Annotated in this window: 17 protein-coding genes; 3 read left to right on the forward strand and 14 right to left on the reverse strand. The window is 61.1% G+C overall.

Going from position 1 to position 15,464, the window contains the following annotated elements; all coding sequences use genetic code 11:
* Position 1: 1 nt before the first annotated feature.
* The 4 genes from VWY34_RS13280 to VWY34_RS13295 form a co-directional block, all read right to left on the reverse strand.
* A complete protein-coding gene (locus tag VWY34_RS13280) occupies positions 2-1,372 on the reverse strand; it encodes a glutamate--cysteine ligase (protein WP_416536404.1) in 1,371 nt (456 codons plus the stop codon).
* Between the two features lie 64 nt (positions 1,373-1,436).
* A complete protein-coding gene (locus VWY34_RS13285) occupies positions 1,437-1,964 on the reverse strand; it encodes a hypothetical protein (protein WP_260099594.1) in 528 nt (175 codons plus the stop codon).
* Positions 1,961-2,869: a GNAT family N-acetyltransferase gene (locus VWY34_RS13290; protein ID WP_416545618.1), complete on the reverse strand. Its 909-nt coding sequence runs from the start codon at positions 2,867-2,869 to the stop codon at positions 1,961-1,963. The genes VWY34_RS13285 and VWY34_RS13290 overlap by 4 nt, the downstream gene beginning before the upstream one ends.
* The gene (locus VWY34_RS13295; RefSeq protein WP_260099592.1) at positions 2,869-3,594 is read right to left on the reverse strand and encodes a 16S rRNA (uracil(1498)-N(3))-methyltransferase; all 726 of its coding nucleotides are present in this window, start codon (positions 3,592-3,594) and stop codon (positions 2,869-2,871) included. The genes VWY34_RS13290 and VWY34_RS13295 overlap by 1 nt, the downstream gene beginning before the upstream one ends.
* A gap of 11 nt (positions 3,595-3,605) precedes the next feature.
* Here VWY34_RS13295 and ubiA point away from each other — a divergent pair, with 11 nt between their 5' ends.
* From ubiA to VWY34_RS13310, 3 genes are all read left to right on the forward strand, one after another.
* Positions 3,606-4,568 (forward strand): 4-hydroxybenzoate octaprenyltransferase, encoded by a 963-nt coding sequence (ubiA, locus tag VWY34_RS13300; RefSeq protein ID WP_416545620.1) that lies wholly within the window; start codon positions 3,606-3,608, stop codon positions 4,566-4,568.
* A 77-nt stretch (positions 4,569-4,645) separates the two neighbouring features.
* A complete protein-coding gene (locus tag VWY34_RS13305) occupies positions 4,646-6,541 on the forward strand; it encodes an OmpA family protein (protein ID WP_416545622.1) in 1,896 nt (631 codons plus the stop codon).
* Positions 6,538-6,852: a hypothetical protein gene (locus VWY34_RS13310; RefSeq protein ID WP_340544210.1), complete on the forward strand. Its 315-nt coding sequence runs from the start codon at positions 6,538-6,540 to the stop codon at positions 6,850-6,852. Before VWY34_RS13305 ends, VWY34_RS13310 begins: the two co-directional genes overlap by 4 nt.
* A 58-nt stretch (positions 6,853-6,910) precedes the next feature.
* Here VWY34_RS13310 and VWY34_RS13315 read toward each other — a convergent pair whose 3' ends face one another.
* From VWY34_RS13315 to VWY34_RS13360, 10 genes are all read right to left on the reverse strand, one after another.
* Positions 6,911-7,372 carry a molybdenum cofactor biosynthesis protein MoaE gene (locus tag VWY34_RS13315; RefSeq protein ID WP_416545624.1) on the reverse strand — a complete coding sequence of 154 codons (462 nt, stop codon included), beginning with the start codon at positions 7,370-7,372 and terminating at the stop codon, positions 6,911-6,913.
* A gap of 3 nt (positions 7,373-7,375) precedes the next feature.
* The gene (moaD, locus tag VWY34_RS13320) at positions 7,376-7,621 is read right to left on the reverse strand and encodes a molybdopterin converting factor subunit 1 (RefSeq protein ID WP_340544208.1); all 246 of its coding nucleotides are present in this window, start codon (positions 7,619-7,621) and stop codon (positions 7,376-7,378) included.
* A complete protein-coding gene (pgsA, locus tag VWY34_RS13325; protein ID WP_416545626.1) occupies positions 7,621-8,292 on the reverse strand; it encodes a CDP-diacylglycerol--glycerol-3-phosphate 3-phosphatidyltransferase in 672 nt (223 codons plus the stop codon). Before pgsA ends, moaD begins: the two co-directional genes overlap by 1 nt.
* 164 nt (positions 8,293-8,456) lie before the next feature.
* Positions 8,457-10,346, reverse strand: coding sequence for an excinuclease ABC subunit UvrC (gene uvrC / locus VWY34_RS13330; protein WP_340544204.1), 1,890 nt, complete (start codon positions 10,344-10,346; stop codon positions 8,457-8,459).
* Positions 10,347-10,660: 314 nt separating this feature from the next.
* Positions 10,661-11,437 carry an SDR family oxidoreductase gene (locus VWY34_RS13335; protein WP_416536396.1) on the reverse strand — a complete coding sequence of 259 codons (777 nt, stop codon included), beginning with the start codon at positions 11,435-11,437 and terminating at the stop codon, positions 10,661-10,663.
* 35 nt (positions 11,438-11,472) lie between these two features.
* A complete protein-coding gene (locus tag VWY34_RS13340; RefSeq protein WP_340544200.1) occupies positions 11,473-12,417 on the reverse strand; it encodes a calcium/sodium antiporter in 945 nt (314 codons plus the stop codon).
* Complete coding sequence (locus VWY34_RS13345) at positions 12,414-12,611, reverse strand: hypothetical protein (RefSeq protein ID WP_340544199.1); 198 nt, start codon at positions 12,609-12,611, stop codon at positions 12,414-12,416. Before VWY34_RS13345 ends, VWY34_RS13340 begins: the two co-directional genes overlap by 4 nt.
* The gene (locus VWY34_RS13350; RefSeq protein ID WP_416545628.1) at positions 12,592-13,389 is read right to left on the reverse strand and encodes a S49 family peptidase; all 798 of its coding nucleotides are present in this window, start codon (positions 13,387-13,389) and stop codon (positions 12,592-12,594) included. The genes VWY34_RS13345 and VWY34_RS13350 overlap by 20 nt, the downstream gene beginning before the upstream one ends.
* A gap of 223 nt (positions 13,390-13,612) precedes the next feature.
* Positions 13,613-14,374 (reverse strand): ABC transporter permease, encoded by a 762-nt coding sequence (locus tag VWY34_RS13355; RefSeq protein ID WP_340544197.1) that lies wholly within the window; start codon positions 14,372-14,374, stop codon positions 13,613-13,615.
* Complete coding sequence (locus tag VWY34_RS13360) at positions 14,371-15,300, reverse strand: ABC transporter ATP-binding protein (RefSeq protein WP_340544196.1); 930 nt, start codon at positions 15,298-15,300, stop codon at positions 14,371-14,373. The genes VWY34_RS13355 and VWY34_RS13360 overlap by 4 nt, the downstream gene beginning before the upstream one ends.
* Positions 15,301-15,464: the final 164 nt, after the last annotated feature.

Genomic DNA, 15,464 nt, shown 5'->3' on the forward strand with positions numbered 1-15,464 from the left:
CTCAGTAGCTGTATTCCGCGTAGATCCGGCTCAGATCGCCGTTCCAGTCGCCATTGTAGCGGTCGAGCAGCTCATCCGCCGGGACCTTGCCGGTTTCAATACTGTCCTTCAGCGCGTTGAGGAAATGCGTTTCATCCGGCACCAGCCCACCGGCGCCCGCGCGACCGCGGGATTTGAGACCCGCCTCGGAAATCGCCACCACTTCGCGCGCCAGATCGTGCATCTTGATATTGCCCACCTGTGCCTGCAGCCCCTGCTCCGAAGCGGCGACACGCAGGGCTTCACGGGTTTCCGCGTCCCAGCCCTTGGCCAGATCCCAGGCGGCATCGAGGCTGGACTGATCGTACATCATCCCCACCCAGAAGGCCGGCAGGGCACAGAGGCGACGCCACGGGCCACCGTCGGCGCCCCGCATCTCCATGTATTTCTTGATACGTGCCTCAGGGAAAGCCGTCGTCAGGTGATCGGCCCAGTCGCTGAGGGTCGGGGTTTCACCCGGCAGTGCGGGCAGTTCCCCGTTGAGAAAATCGCGGAACGACATGCCCAGCGCGTCAATGTACTGGCCGTCGCGGTAGACAAAGTACATCGGCACATCGAGGGCATATTGCACCCAGCGTTCAAAGCCGAAGCCCTCTTCGAACACGAAAGGCACCATGCCGGTCCGATCCGCATCCAGATCGCGCCAGACCCGCGAGCGCCAGGATTTGTGGTTGTTCGGTTTTCCCTCAAGGAAGGGAGAATTGGCGAACAGCGCAGTGGCAACGGGTTGCAGCGCGATGGCCACCCGCATTTTCTGCACCATGTCGGCCTCCGATCCGAAGTCGAGATTGACCTGCACGGTACAGGTCCTCCGCATCATGGTCCGCCCCATGGTGCCGACCTTGCCCATATAGGCGTCCATCAGCTTGTAGCGACCCTTGGGCATCAGCGGCATTTCTTCATGGGTCCAGATCGGAGCCGCGCCCAGACCGATGAACCCGACGCCGATCTCGTCGGCGATATCCTTCACCTCGCGCAGGTGGGTGTTCACCTCGTCGCAGGTCTCGTGGATGGTCTCCAATGGCGCACCAGAGAGTTCCAGGGCACCACCGGGTTCCAGCGAAACATTGGCGCCATCCTTTTCCAGACCGATCAGATGCCCCCCTTCGCGCACCTCGGACCAGCCATGGCGGTCGCGCAGGCCCTCAAGCACGGCAACGATGGAGCGGGTGCCCTCAAATGGCAGCGGTTTCAGGGAGTCCTTGCAGTAGCCGAATTTCTCGTGCTCCGTACCGATCCGCCACTGGTCACGGGGCTTGCAGCCGGAGGCAAGATATTCCGCAAGCTGCTCGTGACGTTCGATCGGCCCACCGCCGGATTGAGGAATAGACATCTGGGGCTCTCCGTAAGGTTGATCCGTCTTGCGTTGCAAGTCGTGGTCGGTATTTCCGGTGGTGTCAATGCAGCCTGTGCACGGTCTGACGTGTTGGTGCACGCTCCCAGATCACGACCTGGTGAGCGCCGGATTTATGCAATTCTGCCAGCATACGCTCCATACGCAACCCCGGCAGGGTCGCAAAGGCATCAAAGAGCGCATCCGTGTTGGTCGCATTGACCGGAATCGCCAGCGCCGCCTGCCCCGGCTGATCCAGCAGCCAATGGGGTGGTTTCGCGGCGTGGTCCAGTGTCAGCCGCTCCAGTTCGGATAGCGCAACGGCCCCACCGGTCAGCGGACCGAAATAGGCGATCTGGCCTTCGTCGACCTGAACCACGCCGGGGCCACCTCCACCCAGACGGAACCGCATCCGCTGCATACCGATGACGGCAATGATCACCCCAAGGCCCAGCAGAGCCCAGCCGATCAGCGCCTGAACCCCATAGCCACCAAAAGCCCAGAACAAGCCGAGAGCCCCCAGCACGGCCGCCGCGATCATCTCGCGCCAGCGCCAGAGGGACCGGCGGGCTTCGGGTCGGATGAAGCTCATGTTGTCAGCGCTCCCTCGGTCACGACGGTCTCGGGTTCCTGATCGAACAGGACAAGCGAATAGCCCCCGATGGGTTGGAACCCGATGGCACGATAGGCCCGGACTGCCGCGTCTCCAGCTGCAAAGAGAACCGCCTTCTCGACCCCTGCGGTCTGGACCTCTCGCAGGTGGAATGCCAGAGCGCAGCGGGCATAGCCGCGCCCGCGTTGCTCTTGTGGCGTATAGACCCCACCAATCTGCACGACCTTCGGCAGCTGGGCGTTGAAGCCGGTCATCGCAACCCAATGGCCCGCCACCTCAAGCACCCTATGGCTGTCGCGCAGCAGATAGCTGTCGATATCGCCGGCCGCGACGGCGACGGCCTCTGATGCCGGAGTGCCCAGAGTTTCCTGATGGTAGGCGGCCCGCCACTGTACCAACATCGGGCGGGGTGCCGCAGATAGCGGATGCAACACCGCGCCCCGCAGCTGCGGACGATCAAGGCTGCTCCGATCCAGATCGGACAGGGTCAGCGCCAGCCCCGGCTCATCGCGGTCAAGGCGCTTGGGCCGCTGATCAAGGCCGGTGGCAGCGAGGTAGCGGCGCAGCTGGGCGGTCTCCCCCAACACGCCGACCTGCTGTTGCGACGCTGTCTGCGCCAGTCGGTGATCCACCAGCTGTTGCAGCTGCCGCCAGTCCTCTGCGGTGGCGGCGCCCGCCTGGATCAAGAGACTCCCATCATTGGTGAGCCCGGCAACACCATCCTCTGCACGACCGCGCACCCAGAGCTGCACCGCCTTTGGCGCGGTGCCAGCCAGCCCGTGATCACGCAGGTTGATCAGCAGAAACATGGAGCTTTCGATATGGCGATGCAGCAGATCCTGAACCGCCGGGAGATCATTGTCCTGTGCTGGGCGCCAAGTCATTACCAATCCCCATAGCGTTGCTGCCAAACGGTCAGCGCCGCCACCGCTGCGGTATCCGCGCGCAGGATGCGGGGACCAAGGCTCACGACATGGGATTGCGGCAACGCGTGGAGACGCTTGCGCTCTGCCTCGGAAAACCCGCCCTCGGGACCGATCAGGATCGCCCAAGGTACCTGTGCCTGTGCTTCGCTGGCCAGTGCCAATGCGCTGCCGACCTCTGCTTCGTCACAAAACATCAGCTGGCGCTCTTCGGGCCAATGGTCGAGCAGCCGCGAGAGTTTCTGAAGATCCGCGACCTCCGGCACGTAGGTGCCGCCACATTGCTCTGCGGCCTCCACCGCATGGGCCTGAAGTCGATCCTGCCGGATGCGGTCGGAATTGGTGAAATCGGTCTGCACCGGCAGGATCCGCGCCGCGCCCATTTCAGCGGCCTTCTCCACGATGAAATCGGTTCGCGCCTTCTTGATCGGGGCGAACAGCAGCCACAAATCCGGCGGCAGCACCAATGGCCGGGTCTGCTCCTGGCAGATAAGGACACCGCTGCGCTTGCTGGCCTCGGCCACCTCGACGCGCCATTCGCCGTCCCGTCCGTTGAACAGCAACAGCTGCGCCCCCACCGTCTGCCGCATGACCCCAAACAGGTAATGCGCCTGATCGCGGTCCAGAGGAACCGATTGCCCTGCCCCCAGCGGGTGCTCTACATACAGTCTGATCTTTGCACTCATGAGGCATACATATGCAAGGCGGGACGCCAACACCAGATGGACAGGTCGCAGATGCGGTCAAAGGCAATTGGGTCGATCACTACGCCCCGGCATGGAGCCGTCCCTTTCTGCGGCTGAGCCGCGCCGATCGCCCCATCGGAACCTGGCTGCTGCTGATCCCCTGCTGGTGGGGCCTGATGCTGGCGATCCTCTGGGATCAAAGCCCGCGCTGGGGTGATCTGTGGATCTTTGTGGCCTGCGGTGCCGGTGCCTGGCTGATGCGCGGCGCAGGCTGTACCTGGAACGATATCACCGACCGCAATTTTGACGGTCAGGTCGAACGCACCCGCTCGCGCCCCATTCCATCCGGTCAGGTGACCGTTCGCGGTGCGGTGATCTGGATGGGGCTTCAGGCGCTTGTCTCCCTTGGCATCCTGCTGACGTTCAATCAGGCGGCCATTGCCATGGGAATCCTCGCGCTGTTTCCGGTGGCCATCTATCCCTTTGCCAAGCGGTTTACCTGGTGGCCGCAGGTGTTTCTTGGCCTTGCCTTCAACTGGGGTGCGATGCTGGCCTGGGTTACCCATACCGGCACCCTGAACTGGCCTGCGGTCATCCTGTATCTGGCGGGCATTGCCTGGACGCTGTTCTATGACACGATCTACGCCCATCAGGATACCGAGGATGACGCGCTGATCGGCGTGAAATCAACCGCCCGGCTGTTTGGCACGCAAACGCCGATGTGGCTGCGCCGCTTCATCGTGGCAACGGTCAGCCTGATGGGGATCGCGATCATTCTTGCGGTGCAGCCGCAGGGATCGGTGCTGGCGCTGGTGCTGGCGCTGGTGGCTCCTTGGGCGATGGGCTGGCACATGACCTGGCAACTCAGGGTGTTTGATGCCGAAAACGGCGAGCGCCTGTTGCAGCTGTTTCGGCTCAATCGGGATACGGGCTTGATTCCGCTGATCTTCTTTGCCGCAGCTCTGTTCGCATGATTGAACCCGCGGCCGCGCCCCTGTAAGACAGACAAAAGCCGTCTCGGACGGATGCCCCAACGGAGACCAGTCTGCCCATGCGCCTGTCCTCGCTTTTGATCTCTGGCCTGACCTTTGTCGCGGCTGCCGCGCTCAGTCTGGTTGTGGCCGGGTTTGCAGTGACGGGGATCGAAGCAGGCAGCGAAACCGCCGTGCGGCGCGCGTTGGACAAGGCAGGCTACACCTGGGCCGAGGTGACCGCCGACGGGCTGCGGGTGATCCTGAACGGCACCGCCCCCGATGAGGCCACACGCTTTGGCGCGATTTCGCTGGTGGGTGGCGTGGTCGATGCGGCGCGCGTGATCGACGACATGCAGATCACCCCGTCCGAAGGGATCGCCCCTCCGCGATTTTCGGCTGAGATCCTGCGCAATGACAGCGGCATTTCGATCATCGGACTGATCCCCCGCGTCACGGACCGTGACACGGTGATCACGCGGCTGAATACGATTGCGGGCGCCGATCAGGTCGCCGATCTGCTGGAGACCGCCAATTACGCCGCTCCGAAGGGCTGGATGCCTGCGATGGATTACGCGCTGGACGCGCTGAGCCTGCTGCCCCGGTCCAAGATTTCGGTTGAGGCCGAGGAAGTTTCGATCACCGCGATCTCGGACAGTATCGAAGCCAAGGAACAGATCGAGAAACGCCTGACACGGATGGCGCCGGCCGGTCTGCGCCTATCGCTGGATATCGCGGCCCCGCGCCCGGTCATTACTCCATTTACACTGCGCTACAGCATTGATGGCTCTGGCGGGCGCTTTGATGCCTGTTCCGCCGAAAGCGAGCTGAGCCGCGACCGCATCCTGCGGGCCGCGGAGAAGGCCGGGTTTGACGGCAAGGTTGACTGCGTGATCGGCATGGGCGTTCCCTCGCCCAATTGGGCGCGCGCCGCAGAGCTGGGGATCGCGGCACTGGCCGAGCTGGGCGCTGGATCCATGACACTGGCCAATGCCGATATGACGCTGGTCGCCGCCGAAGGCACCGCAGCGGCGCTGTTCGACCATGTCGTGGGAGAGCTGGAAAGCGCCCTGCCGCAGGTCTTTGCGGTTCACGCGGTCCTGCCGCAACCCGAAGCCAACGCGGGCAATGGGCCGCCTGAGTTCACCGCAACCCTGAGCCCGGAGGGCCAGGTCCAGCTGCGCGGGCGCATTTCGGATGAGGCGCTGCGTCAGATCAGCAGCAGCTATGCCAAGGCCCGGTTTGGTTCCGACAATGTTCACAGCGCCACCCGCGTTGTCGAAGACCTGCCTGCCGACTGGCCTGTGCGGGTGCTGGCCGGGCTGGAGGCGCTGTCCTTTCTGCAACGCGGTGCGGTCTCCGTGACGCCGGATAGTCTCACACTGAGCGGGATGAGCCACCGCGAAGACGCCCCGGCTGAAATTGCCAAGCTGCTATCGGCCAAGCTGGGCGAGGCGGAGAGCTATGAGCTGAACGTCTCCTATGAGGAGCCGCCGGAGCCTGCGGACAAACCGATGTCGCCGGAACTCTGCGAAGCCGAACTGGCAGCGGTGCAGACCGTTTCGAAAATCACCTTTGAGCCGGGGTCGGCAACCGTCGCCGCGGGCAGCCGCGATACGCTGGATCAGATCGCCGATATCCTGTCGCGCTGTAACGGTGTGCGGCTGGAGATCCAGGGCCATACTGACAGTCAGGGGCGCGAGGAAATGAACCAGTCGCTCAGCCAGTCGCGGGCCCAATCGGTTCTGAACGAGCTGCGCGGACGGCGGCTGGTGACCAGCAGCTTTACCGCCAAGGGCTATGGCGAAAGCACACCAATTGCGACCAATGATACCGAGGAAGGGCGCGAGGCCAATCGCCGTATCGAATTCCGGCTGATCCGCCCGGCCAATGACCCGACAAGCGAAACGACCCTTGATGAGGCCGCCGCCGAAGAAGCCGCCCCAGACAGCGAACAGGAGACCTCCGGACAATGAACAGGACAGAGTTCATCATCACCACTGCCATTATCCTGTTTGTCGCCTTTGCGATGGGGTGGTTTGCCAATTGGCTGGTGCATCGTTTCACCCGCGTGCGGCAAAGCGATGTCGCCGATCTGGATCGGATGAGCCAGGAGCTGCACGAAGCGGAGGAAACCCGCGATCAGGCGATCACCTACCTGCAACAACGTGAGGCAGAGCTGTCCAATCAGCTGGTTCAGACCGAGGCCGAGTTGCGGGCTGCCATGGATGGGCTGCGCGATGCCCGTCGCGAGGCGGAAGAGCTGCGCGGCCAGCTGCACGGTTAATACCGGAATCAGAAACGTTCCAGTCTGGCTGCCCGCTGACCGGGCGCAGAACGCCGGGTCAGTCCCAGCGGGTCAGGGCATCTTCATCGCTGTCTTTGGCCTCGACCCAGTTGCCCGAACCGTCCTGTGTCAGCTCTTTCTTCCAGAAGGGCGCGCGGGATTTGAGATAGTCCATCAGATATTCCGCCGCCTCAAAAGCATCGGAGCGGTGGCGTGCGGCAGTGGCGACCATCATGATCTGCTCGCCGGGGACCAGACGTCCATGGCGGTGGATCACCAGCGCATCGGCCAGAGACCAGCGCCGCAGCGCCTCCTCCGTGATCTGCCCGATCGCACGCTCGGTCATGCCGGGGTAATGTTCGATCTCCATCGCCACCATGTCGCCGCTGTCCGACCCGCGCACAACGCCGGTGAACGTCACGATGGCGCCGGCATTGGCGTCGGACGTCGCAACATCTGCCGCAAAGCGCTGGCTCTCCTCGCCCAGATCAAAGGTGGCCTCCTGCACTGCGATCCGCATGGTTCAGCCTCCGGTCATCGGCGGGAAGAACGCCACTTCGCGCACGCCCTCCAACGAGGCATCGAAATCCGAGAGGTCCTGATCCAGCGCCACACGAAGCGCCGACAGGTCGGCAAATGCGGCCGCATAGCGCGGATCCCGGGCGCTCAGCTCGCCCACCAGCTCGCGCACGGTGCCGGCAGTTGTCTCGATCTTTTCCTTCGGCAGGCCGATACGTTCGCGCACCCAGGCGAAATAGAGGATATCCATCAGCGGGTCTCCTTCAGATGTGGCAGTGCCTTGCGCATGTAGTCAGCGCCGGTGATCAGGGTCAGCGCGGCCGCGATCCAAAGCAGCCACAACCCGAGTCGGCCGGTCCAGATCATGCCCTCGAACTTCCAGCGCAGGCCGAACTCGTCGCTGATCTCCCCCATCATGATCTGATCCACAATCGCCTGATCCATGCCAAAGGAGGACATGACCAGATAGTGTTCAAAGATCCCTTGCGAAAACAAGGTGGCGATGGCGATCATCTGCGCCGTGGTTTTCCATTTCGCCAGTGACGTCACCTTGAGCGTGCCGGCCGTATCTCCAAGAAATTCGCGCAGGCCCGAGACGAAGACTTCGCGAAACAGGATCACCGTTGCAGGCAGGACCAGCCAGGGTGTCCAATGCTCGGCAGCATATCCAACCAGGATCATCAGCGCGATCACCACCATTGCCTTGTCGGCAATCGGGTCCAGCATCGCGCCCATCTTGGTCTCCTGCCCCCAGGAGCGTGCCAGATAGCCATCAAACCAGTCGGTGATGGCCGCGCTGACAAATAGGATCAGCGCAAACCAATCGGCATAGGGGCGCGAAAAATAGAGGAACATGATCGCGAGCCCCGGGGCTGCCACCAGTCGCAGGAGGGTGAGGATATTGGGAACAGTCCATTTCATGGCTGCACACTAGCCCGCAGTTTCACGGGTGGAAAGCGGAACAGATGAATTTTCCGTCGCGAATGGTCACATCTACGAGGCTGTTTTTTGACCAATAAGTCAGGACCTTGCCCGGCCCAACCAATGGTTAGGCGCCAATGGCACCGGACGGCCGGTTTGCGTGGCTACCCCTGCCCGTGAAAGTAATCATAGATCCGCTGCGCCAGCGCTGCCGAGACCCCCTCGACCGCTTTCAGGTCCGACAGGTTGGCCCGGCTCACCGCCTTTGCGCTGCCAAAATGGGTGAGCAAGGCGCGTTTGCGCGCGGCACCAACCCCCGGCACCTCATCCAGCGGGGTCGCGCCGATGGCTTTCGCCCGTTTGGCACGATGGGTCCCGATGGCAAAGCGGTGCGCCTCATCCCGCATCCGCTGCACGAAATAAAGCACGGGGTCATTGCGCTGCAAAGCAAAGGGCGCTTCGCCGAGACGGTGAAACTCTTCCTTGCCATGATCGCGATCAACCCCCTTGGCGACGCCGATCATCGGGATGTCTTCGACGCCGTGGCGGGCCATGATCTCGGCAACGGCGCTGACCTGACCGGCGCCACCGTCGATCAGTAATAGATCCGGCCAAAGACCTTTGTCACGGTCGGGATCTTCTTTCAGCAAGCGTGAGAAACGTCGGTTCAGCACCTCTTTCATCATGCCGAAGTCATCGCCGGGGGTCAGTTCTTCACCTCTGATGTTGAACTTGCGATAGGCGTTTTTCATGAAACCCTCGGGACCTGCGACGATCATGCCGCCGACGGCATGGCTGCCCTGAATATGCGAGTTGTCGTAGACTTCGATCCGCTGGGGTGGCCCATCAAGGCCGAAGGCTTCGGCCACGCCGCGCAGCAGTTTCGCCTGCGTCGCGCTTTCGGCCATGCGGCGGGCCAGAGATTCGCGAGCATTGCGCACAGCACCGGCCACCAGTTCCGTCTTTTCCCCGCGCTGCGGCACCAGAATTTCGACGCGACGCCCGGCCTTGTCGCTGAGCGCCTGTTCCATCAGGTCGCAGTTCTCGATCTCATCCGACAGGATCAGCTGCCGGGGCGGTTCCTTATTGTCATAGAACTGGCCGATAAAGGCTTCCATCACCTCCGCCGGGGAGACATCGCCGCTGGTGCGGGGATAGAAATCCTGATTGCCCCAGTTCTGATTGGCGCGGATGAAGAACACCTGCACGCAGGCCTGTCCGCTGTCGAGATGCAGGCCGATCACATCGGCCTCTGCCACACCACGGGGGTTGATGCCCTGAGACGTCTGCACCTGAGTGAGCGCCTTGATCCGGTCGCGCAGGGCAGCGGCGCGTTCAAACTCCATGGCCTCGGATGCGGCGGTCATCTGCTCGGCGAGTTCCTCCTGGATCTTGGTCGAGCGACCGGACAGAAAACGTTCGGCGTCCCGTACGGATGCGGCATAATCCTCGGCCGATATCTCACCGGTGCAGGGCGCAGTACAGCGCTTGATCTGATATTGCAGACACGGGCGGGTGCGGCTTTCGAACATGGCATTGCTGCAATTGCGCAGCAGAAATGCCTTTTGCAGCTGATTGAGCGTCCGGTTTACGGCGCCCGCACTGGCGAAAGGTCCAAAGTAGCTACCTTTCTCACGCCGGGCACCACGGTGTTTCTTGATCTGGGGAAAGGCATGATCCTTTGCCACCAAAATATTCGGAAAGCTTTTGTCGTCACGCAGCAGCACATTGTATTTTGGCTTCAGCTGCTTGATCAGGTTCTGCTCCAGCAGCAGCGCCTCGGTTTCGGTCCGGGTTGTCAGGAACATCATCGAAGCGGTCGCCGCAATCATTCGTTCAATCCGCGGCGAATGGCCGGGACGAGAGTAATTCGACACCCGCGCCCGTAGATTGCGCGCCTTGCCGACATAGAGCACGCGGCTTTCGCTATCCAGCATCCGATAAACACCGGGCGAGTGGTCCAGTGTCTTCAGGTACTCCTGAATCACGGCATACCCCGTCAATGCCGGGGAAGATGCCGTTTCGGATGGGGTGTCGGGCTGATGGTCTGTCATGTTTCGAGATCTATGATTCCCGGGGCTGGTCTGCAATGTTAGCGCATCGGGATCAACAGCGAACAAATCCACCGATGCTGTGGATAAGTCTGGTAGTATCTTATGGCTATCCGCGATTTTTCCTTATTTTCGGCTGATTTCCAGCGTTTGCCTAATAATTAGGCACTATCATAAGTTATTGATTTCAATCGTAAAATTTTCCAATTGCTGACAAGTTTATGATTCCAAAAGGAATTTTGTAACGGATTTACGACGCGTTGACGCTACGTGCACAACTTCGCCGCTACCACTTTTGAACCAGGCCGCAGAGCCCCTTATTCCAACCCCACAACGTCGGGTGTTTCCCAGCTGAGATGCTGACCGCTGTCGATGCAGATCAGCTGCCCGGTGACCGAGGGTGCGCGCAGGAGATAGGCCAGAGCCGCGCGGATATCGGCCGGGTCAGCGCCGCGCTGCAACGGTGTATTTGCACATTGACGGGCAAATTGGCTCTCGCTCTGACGCGGGCCTTTCAGCGTTGGGCCGGGACCGATCCCGTTTACCCGGATGCGCGGGGCGAGCGCCTGTGCGCTGGTCCGCGTCAACGTCCAGAGGGCGGATTTCGCCAGCGTATAAGTCATGAACTCCGGTGTAAGCTTGCGCACACGCTGATCGATCAGATTGATGACAGCGGCAGAAGCCAGCGGTCGCCCCTCATCGTCCATCTGCTGGGGCAGGTCCTGCGCGGCCAGCTGCTGTGTCAGAATGAACGGCGCGCGCAGATTGCTGTCCATGTGACGATCCCAGCTGCTGCGGGTCGCCGTTTCCAGACTGTCATGCTCAAAGATTGACGCGTTGTTCACAAGGCAGGTGATCGGACCGCCCAGAGCCTCGGCAGCGGCGGGCAGCAGGGCGGCTGTCGCCATCTCCTGCAGAAGATCGGCCTGTAGGGTGACAGCCATGCGCCCCATGGCGCGGATCTCTTCCGCCGTTCGTTCCGCCGCATCTGCGGAACTGGCGTAGTGAACGGCGACGTCATAGCCGCTCGCAGCCAATTCAAGTGCCATCGCGCGGCCAAGTCGCTTGCCCGCGCCGGTTACCAATGCCCGCATCTTGCTCTCTCCTCATCTGCCTGTTTGGCAATGAGTTAGAACAGCTGCACCAGGTAGACCACATAAACCGCCGATAAAATCACACCCCAGGTGCGGGTGATGTCCATTTTGAGAAAAACAAACGGCACCAGCAGCAGCGATGAGGCCAGCATCACCCAGAGATCCACCCGCAGGAAGGAGGGATCAACGCTGATCGGGCCGACAAAGGTGGCAACGCCGACAATTGCCAGCAGGTTGAACATGTTGGAGCCGATCACATTGCCCAGTGCCACATCCGCCTGCCGACGCAGTGCAGCCATGACGGTGGTTGCCAGCTCCGGCAACGAGGTGCCTATGGCCACCAGCGTGAGACCGATCACCGTTTCGGTAACGCCATAGGTCCGCGCGATGATCGACGCGTTGTCGACCAGCAGATCGGCCCCCAGCGGCAATCCGACCAATCCGAGGAACAGGTAGATGCCGATCCGCCAATAGGGCATATCGGGATCCGCCTCATCAATCTCATCGAGGTCACTATCCTTGCCGTTGCGGCGATGGGCGCGCGCCTCGCGGAAGGCCACGCCCAGAACAACCGACAGCGCGCCCAGCAGGATAAGGCCAGACCAGACCGTGAAGGTTCCGTAAAACGCCAGCGCAATGAACAGAACCGATGCGATCAACATGAACACATAGTTCTTGCGGGTATCGCATTCGCTGGTGTGAAGCGATCGCATCAACGCCGGGATGCCGAGAACCATGAGGATATTTGCCGTGTTCGAGCCAACGACGTTGCCAAGGGCGATGCCGTCCGCATTGTCTCCGACAGCCCGGATGGAGATCAACATCTCAGGCGCCGAGGTGCCAAAGGCAACGATGGTCAGGCTGACGATCAATGCAGGCACGCCGATCCGCAGGCTGAGGTTCACCGCACCCCGTACCAGCGCGTCCCCTGCCAACAGCAGGATGACCAGCCCAAGTCCAGATAACAGCCATGGCATCATTGCCGAGGCCCTCCATTCTTTTTGCAGGCACAGGGGCCTTTTCCGATCTTGAAGCGTCCGCAGCTGGCGCAGCGCCGCGAGGCCAGGCGCTTTTGCCCGGGCATCCGCAGCTTGCCGAACATCGCCAGCACAGCCATCACCACAAGAAACAGGGAAACGATTTTGAAGATCACGTCAGAGGCCAAACCGCGCATATTCAGCGCGTTCCTCGATACCGTTCAGCGCATCCTGCGCCATCTGCATACCGATCCGGCCGAACAGGGTTTTTTTGATGCCATAGCGGCGGAACCGCACCTTGTCGCCGAAACGGGCCTGCATCTTGGGGCGCAGATGGCCGATGCCATCAATCAGCCCCAGCGAGACCGCACGTCGTCCCAGCCAGATTTCACCGGTGTAGAGATCTTCGCTGGTGTCCAGTTTATCGCCGCGGCGATCTTTGACATGGGCGATGAAATTGTCGTGGATGTCCCCCAGAAGCTGCTTCAGACGCTTCACGTCCTCAGCGTTTTCCGGGCGGAAGGGATCGAGCATCGATTTGCTGCGGCCCGCTGTATAGACCCGCCGTTCGACACCCTGGCGGGCCAGAAAGACATGGGCGCCGAAGCCAGCCGATATCACCCCAATCGATCCGAGGATCGAGCTTTCATCGGCCCAGATCTCATCCGCCGAGGCGGCCAGCCAATAGCCCCCGGACGCGGCGACATCTTCGACGAAAGCGATAGTGGGAACCTTCAGTTCTTCGGAGAGGCGACGAATGCGGGCACCAATCAGGGCGCTTTGCACCGGCGAACCGCCGGGCGAATTGATTTCAAAGGCGACCGCTGCCGGCTTTCCCTTTCGAAAGGCGCGCTCCAACACCGGTCCAAGAGTGGCATCATTCAGCGCACCGCGACCGGCCATGCCAATGGCGCCATTGAGGCGCACAACAGCAACCAGCGGAGGCTTGTTCAAGAAAGGCAATCTCAGGTTCATGGCGCCGATGTAGAATGCCGACTGCCCTGAAACAAGGGATGGCACCGGAACGAGGCGAAAGCAGCAGCAAAAAAGCCGCGCACCTTGGGTAAAATTGCAACGTTCGCCACATACGTGCGGAATTAACCGGGCTTACCTTCCCTTGGGGCAGCGATGTTGCGGCTGCCCCAAAGCCGCGCGGCGGGCGGGTTATGGCCCTATTCTGCCGCGCGGTTACTCAGGGTCAGGCGCGGATCCGCCAGCCGGTTTTGAAGATCCACCAGATCACCGCCAGGCAAAGCGCGGTAAAGCCGCCGATGGCCAGAAGGCTGAGCCCGACCGGCACGTCAGAGGTTCCGAAGAAGGACCAGCGAAAGCCGGAAATCAGATAAACCACCGGGTTGAACAGGGTGATTTTCTGCCAGATCGGCGGCAGCATCGAAATCGAATAAAAAGACCCGCCCAGGAAGACCAGAGGCGTGACAATCAGCAGCGGCACCAATTGCAGCTGTTCAAAGTTTTTCGCCCAGACCCCGATAATGAATCCCAGCAGCGCAAAGCTGACGCAGGTCAGCACCATGAACAGCACCATGGCGAGCGGATGCGCAATGGTCAGATCGACAAAGAGCGAGGCCGTCAGCAGGATCACCACACCGATAAACAGGGCCTTGGTGGCGGCGGCGCCGACATAGCCGATCACGATCTCAAGGAAGTTCACTGGCGCCGATAGCAGCTCGTATATAGTGCCGATGAACTTTGGGAAATAGATCCCGAAAGAGGCATTGGAGGTGGCTTGCGTCATCACGCTGAGCATGATCAGACCCGGAACGATGAAGGCACCGTAAGGCACGCCTTCGACCTGGTCGATCCGGCTACCGATGGCGGCACCAAACACCACGAAGTAAAGCGAGGTTGACAGCACCGGCGACAGGAAGCTCTGCATCAGGGTGCGAAAAAATCGCGCCATTTCAAAGCGGTAGATGGAGGCGATTGCAGTCCAATTCATGTCGGTTCTCCTGAGACCAGCCCGACGAATATGTCCTCGAGGCTGGATTGCCGGGTCTGCACATCCGCCAGCGTCAGACCCGCGGTGGCCACGTCGTTCAGCAGGGCAGTGATGCCGGTCCGCTCGGCGTTGGTGTCATAGGAATAGATCAGGCCTCGGCCATCTTCTGTCAGGGTCACACCATAGCCGCTGAGACCTTCCGGCACGGCTGTTAGCGGTTCTGTCAGCTGCACCTCCAGCTGCTTCTTGCCAAGCTGCGCCATCAGCTTGTCCTTGTCCTCGACCAGCAGGATCTCTCCGTTGGTGATGACTCCGACCCGATCCGCGATGGCTTCGGCTTCTTCAATGTAGTGGGTGGTCAGGATGATGGTGACACCGCCGCGTTTTAGCTCTGCCACGACGTCCCACATATCCTTGCGCAACTCCACGTCCACCCCGGCAGTCGGTTCATCCAGAAACAGGATGCGCGGCTCGTGGCTGAGCGCCTTGGCGATCAGCACACGGCGCTTCATGCCGCCGGACAATTCCTTGATCTGGCTCTTGCGTTTGTCCCAGAGCGACAGCTTGCGGAGAATATCCTCAAGCAGCGCATCATTGCGCGGCTTGCCAAAAAGCCCCCGCGAAAACTTGATCGAATTCCACACCGTCTCAAACGGCTCAAGGTTGATCTCCTGCGGCACCAGCCCGATCAGGCTGCGCGCGGCCCGAAAGTCTTCGATGATGTCGTGACCGCCCACCGACACCTTCCCGGAACTGGGGGTGGTGATGCCGCAAACGGTCGAAATCAGCGTCGTCTTACCTGCGCCATTCGGCCCCAGAAGGGCGAGGATCTCCCCCTTCTCGATCTCGAGCGAGACCCCTTTGAGCGCCTGAAACCCGCCTTCGTATGTCTTTTCCAAATCACGGATAGATAGGATGGCTGACATTGCTGCCTCCCTTAAAAGTAAACTGATCAGTTCAGTGCACGTTAGCGTCCAGGTCATCGGATCGCCAGCGTGGAATGCAGGCCAAATGTTTGCCTGCGCGCAATATTTTGTGCGTTTTTGCACTGCACCAAATATCTTGACGTGAAGATAAACAATCAATACCC

This window comes from Phaeobacter sp. JH20_02, from assembly GCF_048056915.1.
In the GTDB taxonomy this organism is placed as follows: Bacteria; Pseudomonadota; Alphaproteobacteria; order Rhodobacterales; family Rhodobacteraceae; genus Phaeobacter; species Phaeobacter bryozoorum.